At 74.0% G+C, this 20039-nt stretch carries 25 protein-coding genes, 1 tRNA gene and 1 pseudogene; 18 read left to right on the top strand and 9 right to left on the bottom strand.

All coding sequences use genetic code 11. The annotated features are described in order from the left end of the window. Positions 1–281 precede the first annotated feature (281 nt). Together DT057_RS03915 and DT057_RS03910 are read right to left on the bottom strand one after the other, a co-directional pair. Complete coding sequence (locus DT057_RS03915; RefSeq protein WP_128560815.1) at positions 282–1361, bottom strand: tartrate dehydrogenase; 1080 nt, start codon at positions 1359–1361, stop codon at positions 282–284. Positions 1362–1440: 79 nt separating this feature from the next. Continuing rightward, on the bottom strand, positions 1441–3261 hold the full coding sequence (locus DT057_RS03910) for a chloride channel protein (RefSeq protein ID WP_128560814.1): 1821 nt from the start codon (positions 3259–3261) through the stop codon (positions 1441–1443). Positions 3262–3443: 182 nt separating this feature from the next. Here DT057_RS03910 and DT057_RS03905 point away from each other — a divergent pair. The 3 genes from DT057_RS03905 to DT057_RS03895 all read left to right on the top strand — a co-directional run bounded on the left by DT057_RS03905 (position 3444) and on the right by DT057_RS03895 (position 4531). After that, positions 3444–3520 (top strand) — tRNA-His (locus tag DT057_RS03905). A gap of 158 nt (positions 3521–3678) precedes the next feature. Then, entirely contained in the window at positions 3679–3972 is a 294-nt protein-coding gene (locus DT057_RS03900; protein WP_128560813.1) for a DUF6894 family protein, read from the top strand. Positions 3973–4294: 322 nt separating this feature from the next. Continuing rightward, positions 4295–4531, top strand: coding sequence for a DUF6894 family protein (locus DT057_RS03895; RefSeq protein WP_128560812.1), 237 nt, complete (start codon positions 4295–4297; stop codon positions 4529–4531). Between the two features lie 49 nt (positions 4532–4580). Here the strand turns inward: DT057_RS03895 and DT057_RS03890 are convergent, their stop codons facing one another. Next, positions 4581–4985, bottom strand: a complete 405-nt coding sequence (locus tag DT057_RS03890) for a VanZ family protein (protein ID WP_128560811.1) — start codon at positions 4983–4985, stop codon at positions 4581–4583. 108 nt (positions 4986–5093) lie between these two features. Here DT057_RS03890 and DT057_RS03885 point away from each other — a divergent pair, with 108 nt between their 5' ends. Beyond that, complete coding sequence (locus DT057_RS03885) at positions 5094–5282, top strand: hypothetical protein (protein WP_128560810.1); 189 nt, start codon at positions 5094–5096, stop codon at positions 5280–5282. A gap of 16 nt (positions 5283–5298) precedes the next feature. On the opposite strand, the gene DT057_RS03880 is transcribed toward DT057_RS03885, so the two are convergent. The 3 genes from DT057_RS03880 to DT057_RS03865 all read right to left on the bottom strand — a co-directional run bounded on the left by DT057_RS03880 (position 5299) and on the right by DT057_RS03865 (position 6525). After that, the gene (locus DT057_RS03880) at positions 5299–5487 is read right to left on the bottom strand and encodes a hypothetical protein (RefSeq protein WP_128560809.1); all 189 of its coding nucleotides are present in this window, start codon (positions 5485–5487) and stop codon (positions 5299–5301) included. A gap of 93 nt (positions 5488–5580) precedes the next feature. After that, complete coding sequence (locus DT057_RS03875) at positions 5581–5865, bottom strand: hypothetical protein (RefSeq protein ID WP_128560808.1); 285 nt, start codon at positions 5863–5865, stop codon at positions 5581–5583. 360 nt (positions 5866–6225) lie between these two features. After that, a complete protein-coding gene (locus DT057_RS03865; protein WP_128560806.1) occupies positions 6226–6525 on the bottom strand; it encodes a hypothetical protein in 300 nt (99 codons plus the stop codon). A 571-nt stretch (positions 6526–7096) separates the two neighbouring features. Between DT057_RS03865 and DT057_RS03860 the strand changes: the two genes are divergently transcribed. From DT057_RS03860 to DT057_RS03825, 8 genes are all read left to right on the top strand, one after another. After that, positions 7097–7681 (top strand): hypothetical protein, encoded by a 585-nt coding sequence (locus DT057_RS03860; protein WP_128560805.1) that lies wholly within the window; start codon positions 7097–7099, stop codon positions 7679–7681. A 141-nt stretch (positions 7682–7822) separates the two neighbouring features. Further along, positions 7823–8050, top strand: coding sequence for a hypothetical protein (locus DT057_RS03855; protein ID WP_128560804.1), 228 nt, complete (start codon positions 7823–7825; stop codon positions 8048–8050). Between the two features lie 284 nt (positions 8051–8334). Then, positions 8335–9417 carry a transglycosylase SLT domain-containing protein gene (locus tag DT057_RS03850; RefSeq protein ID WP_128560803.1) on the top strand — a complete coding sequence of 361 codons (1083 nt, stop codon included), beginning with the start codon at positions 8335–8337 and terminating at the stop codon, positions 9415–9417. A gap of 134 nt (positions 9418–9551) precedes the next feature. After that, the gene (locus DT057_RS03845; RefSeq protein ID WP_128560802.1) at positions 9552–10106 is read left to right on the top strand and encodes a response regulator; all 555 of its coding nucleotides are present in this window, start codon (positions 9552–9554) and stop codon (positions 10104–10106) included. A 153-nt stretch (positions 10107–10259) separates the two neighbouring features. Continuing rightward, entirely contained in the window at positions 10260–10511 is a 252-nt protein-coding gene (locus DT057_RS03840) for a hypothetical protein (RefSeq protein WP_128560801.1), read from the top strand. 71 nt (positions 10512–10582) lie between these two features. Next, positions 10583–11545 (top strand): transglutaminase family protein, encoded by a 963-nt coding sequence (locus DT057_RS03835; RefSeq protein WP_128560800.1) that lies wholly within the window; start codon positions 10583–10585, stop codon positions 11543–11545. Between the two features lie 214 nt (positions 11546–11759). After that, positions 11760–12566, top strand: coding sequence for a transglutaminase-like domain-containing protein (locus DT057_RS03830; protein WP_128560799.1), 807 nt, complete (start codon positions 11760–11762; stop codon positions 12564–12566). 170 nt (positions 12567–12736) lie between these two features. Further along, complete coding sequence (locus DT057_RS03825; RefSeq protein ID WP_128560798.1) at positions 12737–13390, top strand: L,D-transpeptidase; 654 nt, start codon at positions 12737–12739, stop codon at positions 13388–13390. 105 nt (positions 13391–13495) lie between these two features. Here DT057_RS03825 and DT057_RS03820 read toward each other — a convergent pair whose 3' ends face one another. Continuing rightward, positions 13496–13774 carry a hypothetical protein gene (locus DT057_RS03820; protein ID WP_128560797.1) on the bottom strand — a complete coding sequence of 93 codons (279 nt, stop codon included), beginning with the start codon at positions 13772–13774 and terminating at the stop codon, positions 13496–13498. A gap of 163 nt (positions 13775–13937) precedes the next feature. Between DT057_RS03820 and DT057_RS03815 the strand changes: the two genes are divergently transcribed. The 4 genes from DT057_RS03815 (at position 13938) to DT057_RS03800 (ending at position 16676) form a co-directional block, all read left to right on the top strand. Beyond that, complete coding sequence (locus tag DT057_RS03815; protein WP_128560796.1) at positions 13938–14159, top strand: hypothetical protein; 222 nt, start codon at positions 13938–13940, stop codon at positions 14157–14159. Between the two features lie 129 nt (positions 14160–14288). Further along, positions 14289–15224, top strand: a complete 936-nt coding sequence (locus DT057_RS03810; RefSeq protein ID WP_128560795.1) for a sugar kinase — start codon at positions 14289–14291, stop codon at positions 15222–15224. After that, positions 15221–15868 (top strand): bifunctional 4-hydroxy-2-oxoglutarate aldolase/2-dehydro-3-deoxy-phosphogluconate aldolase, encoded by a 648-nt coding sequence (gene eda / locus DT057_RS03805; protein ID WP_128560794.1) that lies wholly within the window; start codon positions 15221–15223, stop codon positions 15866–15868. The genes DT057_RS03810 and eda overlap by 4 nt, the downstream gene beginning before the upstream one ends. A 187-nt stretch (positions 15869–16055) precedes the next feature. Then, positions 16056–16676, top strand: a complete 621-nt coding sequence (locus tag DT057_RS03800) for a L,D-transpeptidase (protein ID WP_128560793.1) — start codon at positions 16056–16058, stop codon at positions 16674–16676. A 51-nt stretch (positions 16677–16727) separates the two neighbouring features. Here DT057_RS03800 and DT057_RS03795 read toward each other — a convergent pair whose 3' ends face one another. After that, positions 16728–17105, bottom strand: a complete 378-nt coding sequence (locus DT057_RS03795; RefSeq protein ID WP_128560792.1) for a gamma-butyrobetaine hydroxylase family protein — start codon at positions 17103–17105, stop codon at positions 16728–16730. Positions 17106–17258: 153 nt separating this feature from the next. Here DT057_RS03795 and moaA point away from each other — a divergent pair, with 153 nt between their 5' ends. Together moaA and DT057_RS03785 are read left to right on the top strand one after the other, a co-directional pair. Continuing rightward, complete coding sequence (moaA, locus tag DT057_RS03790) at positions 17259–18299, top strand: GTP 3',8-cyclase MoaA (protein ID WP_128560791.1); 1041 nt, start codon at positions 17259–17261, stop codon at positions 18297–18299. Between the two features lie 34 nt (positions 18300–18333). Continuing rightward, positions 18334–19179 (top strand): glycosyltransferase family 2 protein, encoded by an 846-nt coding sequence (locus DT057_RS03785; RefSeq protein ID WP_128560790.1) that lies wholly within the window; start codon positions 18334–18336, stop codon positions 19177–19179. 32 nt (positions 19180–19211) lie between these two features. On the opposite strand, the pseudogene DT057_RS03780 reads toward DT057_RS03785, so the two are convergent. Further along, positions 19212–20039 (bottom strand): annotated as a pseudogene (locus DT057_RS03780) (chemotaxis protein); the annotation flags it as partial.

The raw sequence follows: 20039 nt of genomic DNA, 5'->3' as shown, positions 1-20039 counted from the left end.
CCGCCGCCGCCCGCGCCGCCGCCGCCCGCGCCACCACCGGCCCCGCCGCCCTGCGCGAGGGCGGTCGCCGCGCCGATCACCAGAACGGCCGCCGTCAGCGTGCCGCGCACCAATCTACCCATCGGGCCTCTCCCTAGGCGTGGATCGCGCCGGCTCACCACAACCCAGGGCCGGCGCAGAGCCCGCCCGCAACGGAGAGGTGCGCGAGATGGTTCCGCGCCCGGCGGGGCGGCCGGTGCCGTGGGCGGGCGCCCGCGCCGCCGGGTGCGGGCGCCCGCGCCTCAGCCGAGCGCCTCGGCCACCGCCTGCCCGCAGGCCGCCGTGTCGGCATTGCCGCCGAGGTCGCGGGTGCGGAGCGTGCGCTCCGCGAGCACCCGCTCGATGCCGGCGACGATCTCGGCGGCGGCCTCGCGCTCGCCGAGGTGCTCCAGCATCATGGCGCCCGACCAGATCTGCCCGATCGGGTTGGCGACGCCCTGGCCCGCGATGTCCGGGGCCGAGCCGTGCACGGGCTCGAACAGCGAGGGGAAGTCCCGCTCCGGGTTGACGTTGCCCGAGGGTGCGATGCCGATCGTGCCGGTGCAGGCGGGGCCGAGGTCCGACAAGATGTCGCCGAAGAGGTTCGACGCCACCACGACGTCGAACCAGTCCGGGTGCAGCACGAAGTGCGCCGTCAGGATGTCGATGTGGTACTTGTCCCAGGCCACGTCCGGATAGTGGCGCGCCATGGCCTCCACCCGCTCGTCCCAGTACGGCATGGTGATGGAGATGCCGTTCGACTTCGTGGCCGAGGTCAGGTGCTTTTTCGGGCGCGAGCGGGCGAGGTCGAAGGCGAAGCGCAGCACCCGGTCGGTGCCGCGCCGGGTGAAGACCGATTCCTGCACGGCGAATTCCCGGTCGGTGCCGGGGAACATCCGCCCGCCGATCGACGAGTACTCGCCCTCGGTGTTCTCCCGGACGACCCAGAAGTCGATGTCCCCGGGCTTGCGGCCGGCGAGCGGCGAGGTCACCCCCGGCATGAGCCGCACCGGGCGCAGGTTGACGTACTGGTCGAACTCGCGGCGGAACAGGATCAAGGAGTTCCAGAGCGAGACGTGATCCGGGATCTTCTCAGGCCAGCCGACCGCGCCGAAGAAGATCGCGTCGTGGGCGCCGATCTGCGTCTTCCAGTCCTCCGGCATCATGCGGCCGTGCTTGGCGTAGTAGTCGTAGGACGAGAAGTCGAACCAGTCCTGCTGCAGGGTGAAGCCGTGGCGCTTGGCCGCCTGTTCCAGCACGCGCACGCCCTCCGGCACGGTCTCCTTGCCGATGCCGTCCCCCGGGATCACGGCGATGCGGTAGTGGCGCTGGGCTGACGGCATGGGCGTGCTCCTTCCGCGTGGGGCCCGTGGTCGGGCCGTCCGGGGGTCGCGCATCCGGCGGCGGCGGTCAATCCCGGGCTCACGCCACCTCGCCGACGCTCGCCCGGCGCTGGCGGTCGAGTTCCTCGCTGTAGCGCCTGAGGGTGTGCTTCTCGCTCAGGAGGCCGATCACCCGGGCGGTCTCGCGGTCCTCCACCACGGCGAGCGCCTCGCTCTCGGCCCGGTCGAACAGGGCCACCGCCTCCTTGGCGTTCATCTGCGGCAGCAGCACCTCGCCGCGGTAGCGCAGGATGTCGGCGACCCGCATGGCGCCGACGTCGTCGTCGATGGGCACGGCATGCGCCTCCGGCACCAGCACGATGCCGGCGTAGAGCCCGCCCTCGTCGAGGGCCACGACCTGGCTCGCCGAGCCGAGCGGGAAGGCGCGCCGGAAGGCCGCCAGCGTGGCGTCGGCCCGCACCGTGCGCACGTCCCGGCGCATCAGCTGCCCGACCGTGAGGCTGCGGATCCAGCCGATGTCGTGGGCGCTGCGGATGCTCTCGCCGCGCAGGTGGAAGCGCCAGGTGGCGAAGGAGTAGCCGAAGGTCTTGCGCACGGCCATGGACGAGGCGATCACCGCCACCAGCACGAGGCCCGTGATGGGGAAGTCGCCGGTGATCTCGAGGGCGAGGAACGTCATGGTCATGGGCCCGCCGATCACCGCCACGGCGAGCGCGCTCATGCCGACGATGGCGTAGGTGGCCGGCGGCAGCACCATGGCGACGAGGGGCGGGGCGAGCAGGACGAAGACCTTGCCGGCGAGCACGCCGAGCAACAGCGAGGCGAAGAACAGGCCGCCCCGGAACCCGGTGCCGATCGAGACCGCGGAGGCGAGCGCCTTGGCGAGGAACAGCGCGATCAGGGCGCCCGCCCCCGGAGCCGCCCCGTCGTCGCCGAGGTTGAGGTGCAGGGCGCCGTGCCCGGCCGAGAGCACCTGGGGTGTCGCCAGCAGGGCGAGCGCGCCGACCAGGAGCCCGCCGAGGGCCGGCCGGGCGAGGGCGGGCAGGCGGGTGCGGCGCACCCCGGCCTCGATCAGGGTGACACCCTGCATGATCAGGATGCCGAGGCCGGCGCAGATCAGCCCCAGGCCCAGGGTCGGCAGGTAGTCGGTCGGCGTGACGACGGGGGTCGGCCCGAGCGTGATCACGGTCTGCACGCCGAGCACCGCCCGGGCCACGAAGGCCCCGGCCAGCGCCGCCGTCACGACGGGCGTCAGGGAGCCGATGGCGTAGGTGCCGATGATCAGCTCGAAGGCGTAGAAGGCCCCGGTCAGGGGCGCGCCGAAGGCCGCCGCGATGGCGGCCGCCGCGGCGCAGCCCACCAGCACCCGCATGTCGGAGCGGCGCAGTTCGAAGCTGAGCCCCAGCCGCGAGGCGATGCCGGCGGCGATCTGGGTGTAGCCGGCCTCGAGCCCGACCGAGGCGCCGCAGCCGTTCGAGATCACGTTCTGCACCGCGACCAGCACGGAATCGCGCAGCGACAGGCGCCCGCCGTGCAGGGCGTTGGCCTCGATCGGGTCGACGACCGGCCGGCCCGGCACCCGCCGCCAGCGCTCGCCGAGCCAGGCCGCGAAGGCCAGGATCACGCCGCCGAGGGCCGGAACCCCGAGGGCGACGAGCGGGTGCAGAACGGGCGCGGCGCTGAGGCGCTCCGCCGCCTCGAGCCCGAACAGGGCCTCGTGGGTGCGCTGCGCCACCCACCCCATCCCGCTCACCGCGAGGCCGGCGAGGCACCCCACCAGGGCGGCGAGCAGGACGAGCCCGATCTCGCTGCTGCGGACCCAGGCCCGCAGCGTGCCGGGCGCCTTCACGAGGGGGCTCCCCGTGAGCGAGCGCCGGACCGACTCGGACTTCGACGTCATCAAGACCGCGGGCGTGGGTGACGGGCGCCCGGCTGTTTACGGTGCCGGAGCGGGCGGGTCGATCCGCTATTCGCGCCGGAGCCGGGCCGGGCCGGCGGACGGCCGCGGGATTTCCCGTGCATCCGGCCCCATCCGGCGCTTGTCATGGCGCGCCGCGCGGATTACACACCGCGGCGTCGCGAGCCGCCATAGCTCAGTTGGTTAGAGCGCTAGATTGTGGATCTAGAGGTCCCCCGTTCGAGCCGGGGTGGCGGTACCAGCGGCGCCCGACCCTGTGTCCCTCGCGCCGCAGATCCGAAGTCGCCGACGGTTTTCCGGCAGTTTCTTCGCGCTGCGCTCCAGCCCAGCTTCAATTATGTTAAAGCACGGCACCGGCACGCTGTGCACACCTGCCCCGATAACAAAGGGGAGGTCAGAGTGCAGCGATACTTCTTCGATCTGAAGGCCGGCGATTGGGATTGCCGCGACGATTTGGGAATGATCCTGTGCGGCTCGGACGAGGTCCGGGCCGAGGCGACGCGCACCGCCCTCGAATTCGCCCGGGCGACGCTGTCCGGCGTGGATCCGGCCGAGCTTCGGGTGCGGGTGCGCGACCGCGCCGGCGCCCACGTCCTGACGGTCGCCCTGGCGCTCAGCATCAAGGGCCCGGAGACCGCCCGGGTCAGCCCGCCGGTCCGCGCGCCGCGGCCCTTCATGATCAGGGCGGCCTGAGGCAAGCGAAGCGCCCGCGGCGGCCGGGACCCCCCGACGCGCGCGGGCCTCCCCCGAGGCCGGGGATCGTCGTGCCGCGGCGACGCACGCGACGCGTCGGGCGCGTCGCGGTCCGGGTCGCGCGGCGGCTTCCTGTCTGGCTCCGGACCAAAGGCCAATCGGAATGCGGAGTGAGACTCCGTAGTCTGAGCAGGGTTACGGCCGCGGATCGATCCCTCCGGCTCCGGTCGAGCCCGTACGTCCGCCGTCGGCCCGCCCGCCGCGGATGCCGGGATCGCCGGACGATCAAGGGCAGGCGCCGTCCCTGGGAGGAGGATGTCGCATGGTCCGCTTCTTCTTCGATATCGACGACGGGGTTCTCTTCACGAGAGACGACGACGGCCAGCCCTTCGCCACCATGGAGGCGGCCCGGGAGGCGGCGATCCGCGTGCTCCCGGCCATCGCGGCCGATGCGGCGGCGGACGAGAACCGGCGCAACCTCGTGGCGAGCGTCCGCACCGAGACCGGCAGGATCGTGTTCCGCGCCCGCCTCTCCCTGACGGGCGAGCGCCTCGACTAGCACGCCCCGCCGGAGGCCGGTCCGGTGCTCCGGGCCCGGCTCCCGGGTCTCACCGGTCCCGCACGGTCGGCGCGGCGCGAGAGGCCGCGGTCCCGGGCGCGAGCCGCGCGAGCAGGATCCGGCCGAGGGCGAGCCCGATCAGCGCGCCGGCGGCACTCGAGACGAAGTCGATCACCTGCGAGGTCCGGCCCGGCACCCAGATCTGTCCGATCTCCAGGATGGCCGCCAGGGCGACGAGGGCCGCGCCCAGGCGCCAGGGCGGGGCGCGACCGAACCCGAGCGCCAGGAGCGCGGCCGTCCCCATGTAGGCCACCAGGTGCTCGACCTGGCCCGCGGCGCCCGTGCGCACTTCCCAGTCCCGGGGGATCCACGAGAGCCAGACCAGCGCGAGGACGCAGAGTGGGCCCAGGGCCCGGGCCGCCCTCAGGAGGGCGTGGCGGAACGGCGACGTCATGCGCCCTCTCTACCGCGTGCCCGCGCCGGATGTGAGAGGCTAACACTGCGCAGGCGGAACGTTTGGCCGCCGATCGCGATACCGGGTGAGGAGAACCGGAGCCGGCCGATGCCCGATCCCACGACGCCCGACAGCCCACGGGACGAGGCGTTCCACATCCCCGACGACATCGCCGCCGCCCTCAGCGCCTACGCGGCGGTGGAGCAGCTCACGCCCGGCGCGGCGATCTGCGCCATCCTGGGCGAGTACCTGCGCGCGAAGGGCTACCTGAGGAGCGGGCCGCCCGCACAATCCTGACCGCCCCGCGTTCGCCTCACACCGTTCCGCGCAGCTGGATCTCGAGGCGCTCGACGTCTTCCGTGAGGCGCGTGACGACGCGGCGGGCCTGGGGATCGGTCGGCGTCTCCCGGAGCGCCAGGGCCGCCGTCTCCAGGGAGCTGCGCTTGGCCTGGATGGCGAACTCGATCTGCGCCCGCGCTTCTTCGGGTGTCCTGACGGTCATGGCACGCCCTCACACGTGGACTTTGGCGACGCGGATTCCGGCGACGCGGCGCGCGGCAGGGCGAGACGCCCTGTCCGCGCGCCGGTCATGCACTCAGCAGTCGTTGGCTTGCTGCGCGGCGGTCTTCTCGCCCCGGGACTGCTTGCTCACGTCGCTCGGCGACGTCGCGGTCTGCGAGCCGACGCCCTGCATGGCGCCGACCGTCCCGGGCGATTCGGCCTTCGCGCCCGGCGACACCGAGGCCGTCGCGGGCGGATCGACGTTCGAGCTCCGGTCGGCGGACTTGCCGGTCTGGCCGGGCGCGCAGGGGCCAGCCATCGCTCCGGCGCTGCCGAGAACGAGCAGGGCGCAGGCACCGGCCAAGGTGACGATTCTCATCGATTCCTCCACGTCTTTTGTTGGAACCCAACGGGGGCGAGCCGCCCTGGTTCCGACGTGATCGAGGATCGACCGTCAGGCCGTGCCGGACGATTCCAAATGCGAGGCCGGGCTACTCGGAACGGTTGCGCATTGGCGCCGATCCGAAAGCCGTTCGCCAACCGCCACCCGGGCTCTCGCCGAAATCGACGCGCGATCGCACTTTTTCGCTTGTGTTTTGTGCGCCGCACTGTAATTTGTGCAGTGCAAGGTCGCGATGGCGTCGCGGCCCTGCTGCCCTCTTTGGGCGTTTCCTCCCTAGACTTCGGGCCTCTCGCAAGAGCGGCCTTTTTTTCTGGGGAGGCGGCCGCCCGCGCGCCGTCAGGACGCCAGGGCGTCGCCGAGGCGGGACTGGGCGTAGAGGCTGGCGCCGGCATCGGGCCCGGCGACCCGGACCAGGGCCGCCTCGTCGCAGGTTCCCGCGATGCGCAGGCCGAGGCGGTGCAGGTGGTCCTTGTCGGTGCAGTAGGCCGCGAGGCGGGCCCGTCCGGTCTCGGGCATCCGCGCGACCAGGGAGCCGACGTCGTCCTCGCTCGCCCGGTGCAGGGCCGCGAGCAGTTCCAGCGGGATCGGGTAGCGCGCGAAGGCCGACGGCAGCGGGCGGGTCTGATGCTGGGCCATGGATCACCTCGATGCGTGCGGGACTGGCCCCATCTCGCCAGATCATGGTTAGCGGATGATTAAAGCCGTGCCGCGGCGCCGGAGCAGCCGCCGCGACGCAAGGGAGCGCATCCCCGCCACCTCGGGCGGCGCGGGCCCCGGGAGCCGCGGTCCGGACCGCGTCGGGGGTGGTCTGCCCGGCGCCTTCGGGGCCGCGGACCGGGGGACGCCGCGCCGCTGCCGACCCGGCCGGCCCACCGCGGCGACCCCCCGCCTGCCCGACAGTTCGCGGGAGCGCGGGCGGGCCCAGTCCCCATCTCCCGACACCTGCGGGCGGATTTCCGCTGGGGTAGAGACGACGATCGCGGGCCGCCGCGCGGACGTCGTCACGATTTCGTGAACCGCGAACTGCGAAAAATCATCTCTCTCCTTCGCGGTCCGGAGAGATCTGCCGTGCATTCCTGGCCGCGAGCCCCGCTGCCCTTCCCCGACACCGTCCGTCAGGCCGGGACCGTGGACTGGACGGAGGCGTGTTCTGTATAAATAATTACGCAGGACGCGACGTGTGCGGGCGACACCCGGGCGACAGGTGATGAGCGAGCACGTCGACACGAAGCGGGTCAACGAGGCGGAGGTGCGCCGCAGCCTCGCGGGCTGCCTGCAGGTGCCGGCCTTCCGCCGCTCGCCGAAGCTCACCGCCTTCCTCAGCTACATCGTCGAGGAGGAGCTCGCCGGGCGCGGCGACGTCATCAAGGCCTACACCATCGCCACGCAGGCCCTCGGGCGCGCCGACAGCTTCGACCCGGCCAACGACCCGAGCGTGCGGGTGGAGGCCGGGCGGTTGCGGCGCGCCCTCGAGGAGGCTTATTCCGGGGAAGCAGCCGCCCTGCCGGTCCGGATCCAGGTTCCGGTGGGCGGCTACCGGCCGAGCTTCGAGCCCGTCGCGTCGAACCCCGGGCCCGCCCCCCGCGGCGAGCCGGCGGACGAGCCCGTCCCGGCCGCGCAGGCGAGCCCCCCGGCCCCTCCCCTGTTCGAGTCCCGCGGCCAGGCGATCGTGGCGCTCCTGCTCGCGGTGATCGCGCTCCTGCTCTTCGCCGCGGTCTGCCTCCAGGCCTACGCCATCGTCCATACCGGGCACGTCGTCGCCGACGAGGTCACCCGGCACGTCCCGGTCTGACGCGCGCCCCGGGCGTTGACCCAGAGGGAACCGGACCCGATCTCGGCGGTTCACGCTCGGCGGATTTTCACGGGCGTCCGGACCGGCGCGGTCGCAGGGACCGCGGCGAGCGGGCGACGCCGTCGCGACCGGGAGGCAGGGATGAGGATGTATCTGGCCGGAGCGGCGCTCGCCGCGGCGCTCGTCGGCTTCAGCGGCGCCGCGCAGGCCAAGGGCTGCATCAAGGGCGCGCTGGTCGGCGGGATCGCCGGCCACGCGGTCGGGCACGGCGTGCTGGGCGCGGCGGCGGGCTGCGCCGTCGGCCGCCACCAGGCCAACAAGCGCCCGCGCGGGCGCGACGCGGCCGTGCAGCCGACCACGGCGCGCTGAGGCGAAGCCGGCCTGCGCCCCCGCCGGGCGCTTTGCCGGCCGCCGCGCCCGGGCCAGCACAGCGAGGCAGAACCGCGCGCGCTCCCGCAGTGCAGCATCCCGGGATCAGTCGCCAACGGCCACGCTTCGGGTAAAGCGTGGCCGTGAGCCGGCCCTACACCATGGTGCGCCTCGGGGCGAAGCTTGCGTGGATCGGTCCCGATCGCGCGAGCGTCGCCGTTTTATCGCCACATCTCCCCGGCTTCTTGGCCGTCGCAGGCAGCGAAACCGGGGCGAAACATCACATGCAACGTCGAGCGAACGGACCGATGCGGCGCGGCGAGGGGACGATCGCGGCGCCGTCCCGGGACGTTCTCGCGGTGGGCGGCTGCGGCCGGACGGTCCATGGCGGCGCGCCCGTCATGCTGCGGTCGATGCTGATGGCGGGCTGCCTCGCCGCCGGGCTCTCGGCGGTCCTGCACCAGTACGGCGCCGAGCTCGTGACCGCCCGGCCGGCCGTGACCATGATGGCCGACCTCCTGGTGATGCCGAAGCCCCGGGTCCAGGCGCCGGCCCGGGAAGCGGTGATCCCGGCCCTGCGCGAGCCGATCCACGACCTCGACACCGCGCTCGGCTCCTCGGGCGTCGACCGCGTCTCTTACGACGACCTCCTCGCCGCCAGCACCGGGGGCGACCCCAACGAGGTGCTGGTCTTCGGGCCGATGAAGATCCGCCGCCACCTCGTCCAGACCATCGTCAAGGCCGCCGCCGCGGTGCGGACCGACCCGGTGCTGCTGATGGCGGTGGCCGACAAGGAATCGAGCTTCCTCACGGAGGTCCAGGCCCGCACCTCCTCGGCGACCGGCCTCTACCAGTTCATCGAGCGGACCTGGCTCCAGGTGATGCGGGAGTTCGGCGGCCTGCACGGCTACGCCCGGGAGGCCGGGCTCATCGGCGACGACAACGCCGTGGCCGAGCCGGGCGAGCGCGCCCGCATCCTCGATCTGCGCCGGGATCCCTCCCTGGCCGCCGTCATGGCCGGCGAGATGCTGAAGCGCGACAGCGCCCGCATCGCGGCGCGGATCGGCCGCGAACTCACCCTCGGCGAGACCTACCTCGCGCACTTCCTCGGGCCGGACGACGCCGAGCGCTTCATGGCGAAGGTGGTCGAGGAGCCCAAGGCCGTGGCGGCGGCGCTGCTGCCGAAGCCCGCCAAGGCCAACCGGACGATCTTCTTCGAGCGCGTCGGGCGCCGCAAGTCGCGCGGCCTGTCGGTGGCGCAGGTCCACGACAAGTTCGAGGCGATGATGAGCACCCGCGGCGCGCGCTACCGCGACGTCGGCGCGCTCATGGGCGTGATGGCCTACGCGGCGGCGGAGGCGCGCTGAGCGTCCCCGGCGCGGCTGCGGCCGGACGGGCGGCGCCGGCGGACGGCGTCCCTGCGGAAACCCGCGCGGCCGTCGCGACTTAATCCCCCGGGGTCAGGCAGTCCGCCGGCCCGCTCGCGACGAAGGAGGCTGCGATGGGCGCCGGACCGCGGAACCGCGGTGGGACCTTGACGCCGACCCTCTCCCTTGACGCGATCGGGGAGGCCCTCGCGGCGACCTACGACGACCTCGTGGCGGAGGGCGTGCCGGAGCACCTGGCGGGCCTCGTGCGCCGCGTCGAGGCCCGGGCGGCCGCGCTCGACGTCCGGCCCGCGCGGATCGCCCTCGTGGTGGAGGATGATCCTGCCCAGCGGGCCCTGGCCGAGATGATCCTCGATGAGAGTGAGCTCGCGGTGATCGGCTGCGACAGCGCGGAAGCTGCGCTCGCGGTGCTCAGGGAGCGGTCCGGCGAGGTCGCCCTCGTCTTCGCCGACCTGCGTCTGGCCGGCGAGATGGACGGGGCGGAGCTCGTCAAGGCCGTCGCCACGCTCTGGCCCACGACCCACATGGTGCTGACCTCCGGCGCGCTGCCCCCCGGGGACCTCCGGCTGCCCCCGGAGGCGGTGTTCATCCGCAAGCCCTGGCGTGCCCTCGACGTCCTCGTGGCGGCCGAGCGGGCCGTGCTGAAGCCGCCCCCGCCCGTCGCGTGAGGGGAGATGTCGCAGCATGATCCGTACTCGTCGCGATTTGATCGCCATGACCGCTGCGCCTAGGTTCCCCGCGGCGCGCCGCGAGGGCCCGCCCCGCCGGCGGTCGCGCCCGACCCGAACCCCGCCGGAGACGACGAGCCCAGGAATGTCCCGATGACGAAGGATGACGACGGATCCTACCACCGGGAGTACGCGGCCACGGCGGGCCAGCAGGCCGCGTTCTTCCGCGAGCAGGCGCAGCGCCGCCGGCAGGCCGCCGAGCAGGCGCGGACCTTCGCCGAGGTGAGCCTCGCCGATGACGACCGCGAGGCGCAGGCGCGCCGCGCCGAGCGCCTCGAGACCCTCGGCCGCCACGACGAGACCATGGCGGAAGCCTTCGAGGCGCGGGCCCGTCGCCCGGGCTGATCCCTCCTCGAGGCGGCGCCCATTTTGCATGGAGCCGCAGCGGTGTCCCGCCGCGGTGAAGGTGTTGACGCGTGCCGATCCTGTCCGTCCATCACGTCACCACCTACCGCTACCGCCAGCCGGTGGGGCTGGGTGAGCACCGGATCATGTTCCGGCCGCGGGACAGCTACGACCAGCGCCTCATCGACGCCTCGCTGGCGGTGACGCCGGAGCCCGACAGCCTGCACTGGCTCCACGACGTGTTCGGCAACTGCGTGGCGGTGGCCCGCTTCAAGGGCCGGGCCACCGAGCTGCGGTTCGACTGCCGCATCACCCTCGACCACATGCCCGAGCTCGCGCCCGCCTTCGCGCTCGCCGAGCACGCGGAGCAGTATCCGTTCGGCTACGGCGCTGACGAGATGCCGGACCTGCTGCGCTCCATCGAGCGGCACTATCCGGACCCGGGCCACGAGGTCGACCGCTGGGCCCGCAGCTTCGTGCCGGCGACCGGGCCGGTCTCGACCCGCGCGCTCCTCGCCGCGATGACCCGCGAGGTGCGGCGCACCTTCACGTATGTCGGGCGCGCCGAGCGGGGCGTCCAGGACCCGGTCCAGACCCTGCGCCTGCGGCGGGGCAGCTGCCGGGACTTCGCGGTCCTGATGATGGAGGCGGTGCGGGCGCTCGGCATGGCCGCCCGGTTCGTCTCCGGCTACCTCTACGTCCCGGGCGACGACGACCCGGAGCGCGACCGGGCCGGCCACGTCGGCGGCGGCTCCACCCACGCCTGGCTCCAGGTCTTCCTGCCGGGCGCCGGGTGGGTCGAGTTCGATCCGACGAACGGCATCGTCGGCAACCGCGACCTGATCCGCGTCGCGGTCGCCCGCGCGCCCGGCCAGGCGGTCCCGCTGCACGGGAGCTGGATCGGCTTCCCGAACGACGCCCTCGGCATGGAGGTCTCCGTCACGGTGACGGCCCGGGACGGCACGCCGGCCCTGGAGCGCTTCGCGCAGAAGCGCCGGCGCTCCGTCGGCGACGCGGCGCCCACGGAGGGGTGACGGCGGGCCGCCGCGATCCTGCGCGCGAGCCGGCCCCGCGGCGGCTGCGCCGCGGCCGCGGCGCCGCGCCGCGAGACCCTGAGCGAACATGCGACGCGGCGTCGAATCTTCATTCAGGGCCTGCCGCATCTTCGGGCAGGCCGCGGGGTCTTCCGGGCCCGCCCCGGCGTTGGTGCAGGCGAGCACTGTCACCGGCAGGAAAGCGGGCTGAGCGATGAAGATCAGGACCGGATACGCGATCACCTTCGAGTCGCCCAACCCGACGCCGATGCTGCTGATGCTGAGCGTGCATCCCTCGCGGGCCGGCGACCTCCTCACCTCGCACGAGATCCGCTTCGACCCGCCCCTGCCCTCGCGCGACTATCCCGACCGCTACGGGAACACCTGCACCCGCATCGTCGCGCCCGCGGGCCTCGTGACGATCTCGGCCGACTTCATCATCCAGGACTCGGGCGAGCCCGACGCGTACGCGCCGGATGCGGCCCAGCACCCGGTCGAGGACTTGCCGGACGACGTGATGGTCTACCTCCTCGGCAGCCGCTACTGCGACACCGACAAGCTCTCAGACACCGCCTGGTCGCTGTTCGGCGGCACGCCCCTCGGCTGGGCCCGGGTGCAGGCCATCGTCGACTACGTCCACAACCACATCACCTTCGGGTACGAGCACGCCGACGCGACCCGCACCGCCCATGACGGCTTCATGCAGCGCCGCGGCGTCTGCCGCGACTTCGCCCACCTCGCCGTCGCGTTCTGCCGCTGCATGAACATCCCGGCGCGCTACTGCACCGGCTACCTCGGCGACATCGGCGTGCCGGCGGTGCCCGACCCGATGGACTTCTCGGCCTGGTTCGACGTCTATCTCGGCGGGCGCTGGTACACGTTCGACGCGCGCCACAACAAGCCCCGCATCGGCCGCGTGCTGATGGCGCGGGGCCGCGACGCCACCGACGTCGCCATCACGACGAATTTCGGCTCCTCGCGCCTCGCCGGCTTCCACGTCCACACCGACGCGGTCGCCTGAGCCCGTGTGCGGAAGCACACCGACGCATTGCGCCGATCCGGTCAACTGCGCGTGAACCCTCTTCGGCACTCCAGTAGTTTGCCACGCGAAAAAGCTTCGCGTTAACCGGGAACCACTGGGGCTGGACGGCATTCTTACTGCAAAGGTAACTGCTGAGGTAGGCCCCCGCCATGAAGATCTTCGCGACCGCCCTTGCCGGCGTCCTCGGTGCTTGCATTCTCGCGGCCGGTCCGGCCCATGCGGCGCCCTACGATCCGTTCGACGTGAACCCCGGCGAGGATTACTACGCCGGCCGGCCCTACGGCGCGGCGCCGAGCTACGGCGCGCCCGGCTATTACGGCCAGGGCCAGGCCGCCGGCAGCACCGAGCAGGCGCAGGTCGCCCCGATCCCGCGCGAGCTCGTCCCCTTCGACGGCCGCTACGTCCCGGGCACCATCGTGGTCTCGACGAGCGAGCGCCGGCTCTACCTCGTCCTCGGCGACGGCATGGCGCTGCGCTACGGCGTCGGCGTCGGCCGGCCGGGCTTCACCTGGTCGGGCACGAAGGCGATCACGGCCAAGCGCGAGTGGCCGTCGTGGACGCCGCCCCGGGAGATGCTGGCCCGCCGCCCCGACCTGCCGCGCTACATGGCCGGCGGCCTCGACAACCCCCTCGGCGCCCGCGCGATGTATATCGGCGGCACCCTCTACCGCATCCACGGCTCGAACGAGCCCGACACGATCGGCCAGGCGGTGTCCTCGGGCTGCATCCGCATGACGAACGACGACGTGACCGACCTGTACTCGCGGGTGAAGGTCGGCGCCAAGGTCGTCGTGCTGAACTGAACCCGCGGCGCCGGGTGCCGGTCCGGCGCCCGGCTCCCGCGCGGGGCCCGCCGCGGGCGCCCGCCAGAGATCAGGGCCGTCCCGCGGGGCGGCCTTCTTCGTCGGCTACGGGACGACGCGGCCCGGGGCCGGCGGCTGGGGCGGGCTGAAGGCCGCGATCGGCAGGTCGCAGAAGCAGCGCGCCCCGAGCGGCCGCGCCCCCTGCATCGGGCAGGAGTAGGGGGCCGGCCCGGTGAAGCCCCGCTGCACCGCCTCGCAATTGTACCCGACCGCGCGGCGCGGCGGCGGCCGGTCGTAGTCGCCGTAGTACTGCGCCTGCGCCGAGCCCGTCAGGGCCGCGATGAGCAGTGCCGCCGATGACGCGGCGCGAACGAACCCTCGCATCGCTGCGTTCCTCTCCTGCGTGGGATTGCCCCGCCGCGCGCCCTCCGGGGCAGCGCGGCTGGCGCTGTGGCGGCGCATCGGTAGCCGAACCGGTCCGGCTGGGCAATCGCGCGGGGTGGGGTATGGTCTTCGGCGCCCCGTCGACCGTTTCGGAGAGGCCCAGGTGAACCAGACGGCCCACTGGCAGCGCACCCTCGACGCCATCGTCAGCCTGGCCGACGAGATCGCCCGGATCTCCCCCGACTGCGCCGAGCGGGCCATGCGGATCGTCCGCCTGGCCCGCGCCATGGACCCGCCGGGCGACGACGCCTCGGACGCCGACGACCACGACGACCACGACGATCCCGGGGTCGGCCCCCTGCGCCGGCGGCCCCCCGAGAGGTGAGCGGGCGCGCCCGCGCCGCTCCCGGCCGGCCTCCGCGCCGCTCCCGGGCGGCGCCCGCGCCGGGCCGTTGACAACCCGCCCCGCGGGGCTTCCGGATGGCACTCCAGACCGCGCCGGGGGAGAGACGGGATGAGGGTCGCCTGCGTCGGCGAGTGCATGATGGAGCTCTCGGAGCGGGCCGACGGCACGCTCCTGCGGGCCTTCGGCGGCGACACGCTCAACACCGCCCTCTACCTCGCCCGGCTCGGCGTCGCGGCCGACTACGTGACGGCCCTCGGCGACGATCCGTGGAGCGAGGAGATGCTGGAGGCCTGGCGCCGGGAGGGCATCGGCATCGGCGCGGTGCGCCGCCTGCCCGGCCGGATGCCGGGCCTCTACATCATCCGCACCGACCCGGGCGGCGAGCGCAGCTTCCACTACTGGCGCGACAGCGCCGCCGCGCGCGACCTCTTCGCCGGGCCCGGGGCGGACGCCACGCGGGCGGCGCTCCAGTCCTACGACCTCGTCTACGCCTCGGGCATCAGCCTGTCGCTCTACGGCGAGGCCGGCCGCGCCGCCCTGGCGCAGACCTGCCGCGCCGTGCGCGAGCGGGGCGGGCGCGTCGCCTTCGACACCAACTACCGGCCCCGGGGCTGGCCCGACCGCGAGGAGGCCCGGCGCGCCTTCCGCGACGCCATGGCGGCGGCCGACCTGATCTTCGCCTCCGGCGAGGACCTCGCGTGGCTGTTCGGGGAAGCCGGCGAGGCCGAGGTGCTGCGGCACCGCGGCCGCAGCGAGATCGTGCTCAAGGGCGGCGGTCCGGCGCCCTCCGTGCGGGTGCTCCGCGGCGGCGAGGACGTCGCGGTCGCGGCGGCGCCGGTCGGGCGCGTCGTCGACACCACGGCGGCCGGCGACAGCTTCGCGGCGGCCTACCTGGCGGCGCGCCTCAACGGCCTCGAGCCGGCCGAGGCCGCCGCCTGCGGCCACCGCCTCGCCGGGGCGGTGATCGGCCACCGCGGTGCCGTCATTCCCCGCGCCGCGATGCCGGCGATGCCCTTCGCCACCCCCGCAGGAACCGCGCCATGACCTCCACCGACGATCGCGCCCGCCGCCTCGACGCGCTGCTCGCCGCCTCCCCGGTGATCCCGGTGATCACCGTGCCGGACCTCGCCCACGCGGTGCCCCTCGCCCGCGCCCTCGTGGCCGGCGGGATCCGCACCCTCGAGATCACCCTGCGCACCCCGGTGGCCCGGGACGCCGCCCGGGCCATCATGGCGGAGGTGCCGGACGCCGTGGTGGGCCTCGGCACGGTGCTGACCCCCGACGACCTGCGGGCCGCGCACGACCTCGGCGCCCGCTTCGCCCTCAGCCCCGGCGCGACGCCCGACCTGCTGCGGGCGGCCGCGGAGAGCGACATGGTCTTCATGCCGGGCATCGCCACCCCCTCCGACCTGATGCAGGTCCTGGCGGCCGGCTTCACGGTGGCGAAGTTCTTCCCCGCGGTCCCGGCGGGCGGCATGGCGGCCCTCAAGGCCCTGGGCGGCCCGTTCCCGCAGGCCCGCTTCTGCCCGACCGGCGGCATCGGCGAGGCCGACGCCAAGGCCTGGCTGGCGCTGCCCAACGTGGCGGCCGTCGGCGGCTCCTGGCTCGCCCCGGAGGCCGAGATCCGGGCGGGCGACTTCGCCGCCATCACCGAGCGGGCACGGCGCACCCTGGCGCTCCTCGCCTGACCGGCGGGCGCGCCCGCGCCGCGGTGTGGCGCCCGCACAACGGCGCCTTCGCAACTGCAAAAGCTTGGCGGTTTTAAGCTTGGCTTTGACCGGGGTGCGTTTACGGCTTGGCCATGGGTTGAGCCGTACGGTGCCGGCCGTGCTCGCACCGCCCTCACCACATCGCGCCCACGTTCAAGAGGCTTCCATGCGCCGCTTCGTTCCCGCCCTGGCCGGGCTGGCCTGCGCCGTCACCGCCTGGGCGGCGCCCGCCGCCGCCTACGAGATCGACCCGCTCACCCGCGAGCCCCTGATGACCCCGCTGACCGTCACGGTCCGGGCGCCGGCCGCCGCCGATCCCCTCGACGCGACCGTGCCGAAGCTCAGCCCGGTGCCGCGCGAGACCGTGGCGTATACCGGGCCCTACGGCCCCGGCACCATCGTGGTGTCGACCTCGGAACGGCGCCTCTACTACGTCCTCGGCGGCGGGCAGGCCCTGCGCTACGGCGTCGGCGTCGGCCGGCCGGGCTTCACCTGGGGCGGCGTGCAGACCATCTCGATGAAGCGCGAGTGGCCGGATTGGCGCCCGCCGGCGCAGATGATCCGCCGCAGGCCCGACCTGCCGCGCTACATGAAGGGCGGCCCCGAGAACCCCCTCGGCGCCCGGGCGATGTACCTCGGCGGCTCCCTCTACCGCATCCACGGCTCGAACGAGCCCGAGACGATCGGGACGGCGGTGTCGTCGGGCTGCATCCGCATGACCAACGACGACGTCGCGGACCTCTACACCCGCGCCAGGGTCGGCACGAGGGTGGTGGTGCAGCGCTGAGGCCCGGCGGCCGCGGCGGACGGGCCCCGGTCCGCCGCAAGCGGGCCGGGGCTACCTGCGCGCCGGGGGATCGCGGCTGAGGCCGCGCCCCGCCAGCTCCTCCTCGTAGCGGGCGAACCGCACCGCCTGCTCCTCGCCGAGGCGGCGCAGGTAGTCCCAGGCGTAGAGCCCGGTGTCGTGCATGTCGTCGAAGGTCAGCTTGACGGCGTAGTTGCCCACGGGCGCCACCGCGAGGATCTGGACCTCGCGCTTGCCGCCGAGCCACTTGCGCTCGGAGGGCGCGTGGCCCTGCACCTCCGCCGACGGGCTCTCGACCCGCAGGTACTCCGCCGGCAGCGCGTAGGCGGCGCCGCTCTCGAAGGCGACGTGCAGCGTGCGCCTGTCCCGCGACAGCCGGATCTCGGTCGGCCACTCCCCATCCCCGGTCATCGCTCCGCCTCCCCGCCCGATGAGGCCCCGCGCCGCCGGGCGCCCGCGGCGGGAGCCGCGCGACGCCGGGGCAACTTGCCCGCCGGAGCGCGAACCCTCATATGCAGGTGCGCCGCCCGCCGCCAGTCGCCGCGCCGAGGAAGACCGTTCGCCATGTGGGGTCCCCGTACCGACGATCCGCCCCTCGCGCCCGCCCGGCCCGCGCCGCTGATCGACCCGTTTCAGCGGGCGATCACCTACCTGCGGGTCTCGGTGACCGACCGCTGCGACCTGCGCTGCGTCTACTGCATGTCCGAGGACATGGCCTTCCTGCCCAAGCGCGACCTGCTCACGCTGGAGGAGCTCGATCGGGTCTGCTCCGTCTTCATCGCGCGGGGCGTGCGCAAGCTGCGCATCACCGGCGGCGAGCCCCTGGTGCGGCGCGACATCATGCACCTGTTCCGGGGCCTGTCGCGCCACCTCGGGTCCGGCGCCCTCGACGAGATGACGCTCACCACCAACGGCACCCGCCTGAAGGCCCACGCGGCCGAGCTCGCGGATCTCGGGATGCGCCGCCTCAACGTCTCCCTCGACACCCTCGACCCCGAGAAGTTCCGGGCGATCACCCGGCGCGGCGACCTCCGGGTCGTCCTCGACGGGATCGAGGCGGCGCGGGCGGCGGGCCTCAAGGTCAAGATCAACGCCGTCGCGCTGAAGGGCGTCAACGAGGACGAGATCCCCGGCATGCTCGCCTGGGCGCACGGCCTCGGCATGGAGATGACGCTGATCGAGGTGATGCCCCTCGGCGACATCGAGCCCGACCGCGCCGACCAGTTCATGCCGCTCTCGGTCATGCGGGAGCGCCTGGCCGAGCGCTTCACCCTGACGCCGCTTCCCGACCGCACGGGCGGCCCCGCGCGCTACGTGCGCGTCGAGGAGACCGGGGGCCGCCTCGGCTTCATCACGCCGCTCACGCACAATTTCTGCGAGAGCTGCAACCGCGTGCGCCTGACCTGCACCGGCAAGCTCTACATGTGCCTCGGCCAGGAGGATGCCGCCGACCTGCGGGCGGTGCTGCGGGCCTCGCCGGACGACGGGCCGGTGGCGGACGCGATCGCCGAGGCGATCACCCGCAAGCCCAAGGGCCACGACTTCGTCATCGCCCGGGCGAGCCGCCCCGCGGTGCCGCGCCACATGAGCACGACGGGCGGGTGAGCCGACCCGCCGGCGCGGAGAGCGGGCGGGCGCGGTGACGAGGCTCGGCATCGGCATCACGACCTACGACCGCGTCCACCGGCTCGCCGGCACGCTCGACAGCGTGGCGCGCCACACCGCGACGCCGCACCGCCTCGTGGTGGCGGATGACGGGTCGGGCGACGGCACACGTGACCTCCTGCGGGCGCGCCGGGTCCGGCACATCCCCGGTCCCAACCGGGGCATCGCCTGGAACAAGAACCGCCTGCTCTACTACTTCACCCACGTCGACCCCCACGACGTGATCGTCCTCCTCGAGGACGACACCTTCCCGCACGCGGACGGATGGGAGCGGCCCTGGATCGAGGCCGCGCGCCGGTACGGCCACGCCAATTTCGCGAGCCCGGGCCTCGATGCGCTCTACACCGGCGGCTCGGGCCTGCCCGGCGACCCCTACCGCTCGCCGGTGACCTCGGCGAACTGCGCCGCCTTCGGCCGGGCGGCGCTCCTCGCCGTCGGGTTCATGGACACCCGCTTCCGGCGCTACGGCTACGAGCACGGCGAGCACACGGAGCGGCTGATCCGGGCGGGCTACGGCGGCGACCCGGCGACGGGCGACAAGTTCCTGGTGCGCAGCCCCCTGCACGTTACCGAGATCGGCGCCGCCCACTACGACAAGAGCCTCGAGGCGAACGCGCAGGTCTACATCCAGCTCAAGGGCGACACGAGCCTGTTCCGGCCCGCCTGGCGCTCGCCCGAGGAGCGGCGGGCGCTCCAGGCGGATCTGCGCGCCGCGGTGACGGCCGATCGCGGGGCGCGGGCCGTGATCCACGCGCGGACGACGACCCTCGCGATGATGCTCGGGACGCTCCGGCGCCGGGCGCGGCCCCGGGGGCCCTGAGGGAGCAGCGCGCGAGGATCACGGTCCGTTCGTCAGAGCCGGTAGGCGATCCGCAGGGCGCCCCAGTGGCGGCCGTGCACCCGGATCGGGGCGGCGACCTCCCGCAGCGGCGCGGTGCGGCCGTGGGAGCCCGGCGGGCTGCTCTGGACCAGGAACGGGCGCGTCGAGCGGGCGGCCGCGAGGCCGACCGGGTCGTCGTGCAGGCGCCGGTGGCGCGCGTGCAGGGCGTTCCAGTCCGGGTCGCCGGCCCGCGGGTCCTGCGCCTGGGACCGGTTGTGCACCGGCGCGTAGCCGTTGCGGTCGACCGCGATGCAGAAGGCCGCCCGGGCATCGGCGAGCAGCCGGGGCTCAAGGATCGGCGGCAGGATGTCCTCCAGCACCGGCAGCGCCACCGTAAGGTAATGCGGCGGGTCGATCCCGGCGACAGGGCGGTAGTCGCCGTCGAACAGGGCCTCGCGGTCGAGGCGGCCGGCCGCGAGGGCCTGCTCCATCGCCAGGGCGACCGCGGCCGCGCCCCCGCGGGCCGCCGCGATCAGGGGCCGGTGCTCCTCCTCGATGGCCACCAGGGCGTCGCGCAGGCGCGCCTCCGCCTCGCGCCCCGCCGCCGCGCAGTGCAGGCCGCGGGGGCTCGCGCCCACCACCGCCACCGGCACGCGCCCGACCGCCCGGATGTCGAGGCTGATCCGGGCGCCGAGGCCGGCGCGGCAGCCCTCCGGCGGGACGAGGAGCAGCCCGCCGCGGCCGAGGTCGAGCACGCGGCCGAGCCCCCAGGTCCCGACCCGGGCCGCGAGGTCGACGGGGTAGCGGTCGTGGATGCGGCGGTCGCCGATCTCGGCCTGGCGCAGGGCCGCGACCGCCCG

Origin of the sequence: Methylobacterium crusticola (assembly GCF_003574465.1) — a bacterium.
Classification (GTDB): domain Bacteria; phylum Pseudomonadota; class Alphaproteobacteria; order Rhizobiales; family Beijerinckiaceae; genus Methylobacterium; species Methylobacterium crusticola.
The sequence above is the reverse complement of the archived record's forward strand: the minus strand, read 5'-3'. Positions and strand labels throughout refer to the sequence as shown.

Excerpts from the sequence above, each read along its gene's own strand:
- DT057_RS03915 (WP_128560815.1), bottom strand. The coding sequence starts at position 1,361 with ATGCCGTCAGCCCAGCGCCACTACCGCATCGCCGTGATCCCGGGGGAC.
- DT057_RS03800 (WP_128560793.1), top strand. The coding sequence starts at position 16,056 with ATGCGCCGCTTCGTTCCCGCCCTGGCCGGGCTGGCCTGCGCCGTCACC.
- DT057_RS03885 (WP_128560810.1), top strand. The coding sequence starts at position 5,094 with ATGCCCGATCCCACGACGCCCGACAGCCCACGGGACGAGGCGTTCCAC.
- DT057_RS03910 (WP_128560814.1), bottom strand. The coding sequence starts at position 3,261 with ATGACGTCGAAGTCCGAGTCGGTCCGGCGCTCGCTCACGGGGAGCCCC.
- DT057_RS03825 (WP_128560798.1), top strand. The coding sequence starts at position 12,737 with ATGAAGATCTTCGCGACCGCCCTTGCCGGCGTCCTCGGTGCTTGCATT.
- DT057_RS03895 (WP_128560812.1), top strand. The coding sequence starts at position 4,295 with ATGGTCCGCTTCTTCTTCGATATCGACGACGGGGTTCTCTTCACGAGA.
- DT057_RS03845 (WP_128560802.1), top strand. The coding sequence starts at position 9,552 with ATGGGCGCCGGACCGCGGAACCGCGGTGGGACCTTGACGCCGACCCTC.
- DT057_RS03855 (WP_128560804.1), top strand. The coding sequence starts at position 7,823 with ATGAGGATGTATCTGGCCGGAGCGGCGCTCGCCGCGGCGCTCGTCGGC.
- DT057_RS03850 (WP_128560803.1), top strand. The coding sequence starts at position 8,335 with ATGCAACGTCGAGCGAACGGACCGATGCGGCGCGGCGAGGGGACGATC.
- DT057_RS03875 (WP_128560808.1), bottom strand. The coding sequence starts at position 5,865 with ATGAGAATCGTCACCTTGGCCGGTGCCTGCGCCCTGCTCGTTCTCGGC.
- DT057_RS03820 (WP_128560797.1), bottom strand. The coding sequence starts at position 13,774 with ATGCGAGGGTTCGTTCGCGCCGCGTCATCGGCGGCACTGCTCATCGCG.
- DT057_RS03865 (WP_128560806.1), bottom strand. The coding sequence starts at position 6,525 with ATGGCCCAGCATCAGACCCGCCCGCTGCCGTCGGCCTTCGCGCGCTAC.
- DT057_RS03890 (WP_128560811.1), bottom strand. The coding sequence starts at position 4,985 with ATGACGTCGCCGTTCCGCCACGCCCTCCTGAGGGCGGCCCGGGCCCTG.
- DT057_RS03810 (WP_128560795.1), top strand. The coding sequence starts at position 14,289 with ATGAGGGTCGCCTGCGTCGGCGAGTGCATGATGGAGCTCTCGGAGCGG.
- moaA (WP_128560791.1), top strand. The coding sequence starts at position 17,259 with ATGTGGGGTCCCCGTACCGACGATCCGCCCCTCGCGCCCGCCCGGCCC.
- DT057_RS03830 (WP_128560799.1), top strand. The coding sequence starts at position 11,760 with ATGAAGATCAGGACCGGATACGCGATCACCTTCGAGTCGCCCAACCCG.
- DT057_RS03860 (WP_128560805.1), top strand. The coding sequence starts at position 7,097 with ATGAGCGAGCACGTCGACACGAAGCGGGTCAACGAGGCGGAGGTGCGC.
- DT057_RS03880 (WP_128560809.1), bottom strand. The coding sequence starts at position 5,487 with ATGACCGTCAGGACACCCGAAGAAGCGCGGGCGCAGATCGAGTTCGCC.
- DT057_RS03840 (WP_128560801.1), top strand. The coding sequence starts at position 10,260 with ATGACGAAGGATGACGACGGATCCTACCACCGGGAGTACGCGGCCACG.
- DT057_RS03795 (WP_128560792.1), bottom strand. The coding sequence starts at position 17,105 with ATGACCGGGGATGGGGAGTGGCCGACCGAGATCCGGCTGTCGCGGGAC.
- eda (WP_128560794.1), top strand. The coding sequence starts at position 15,221 with ATGACCTCCACCGACGATCGCGCCCGCCGCCTCGACGCGCTGCTCGCC.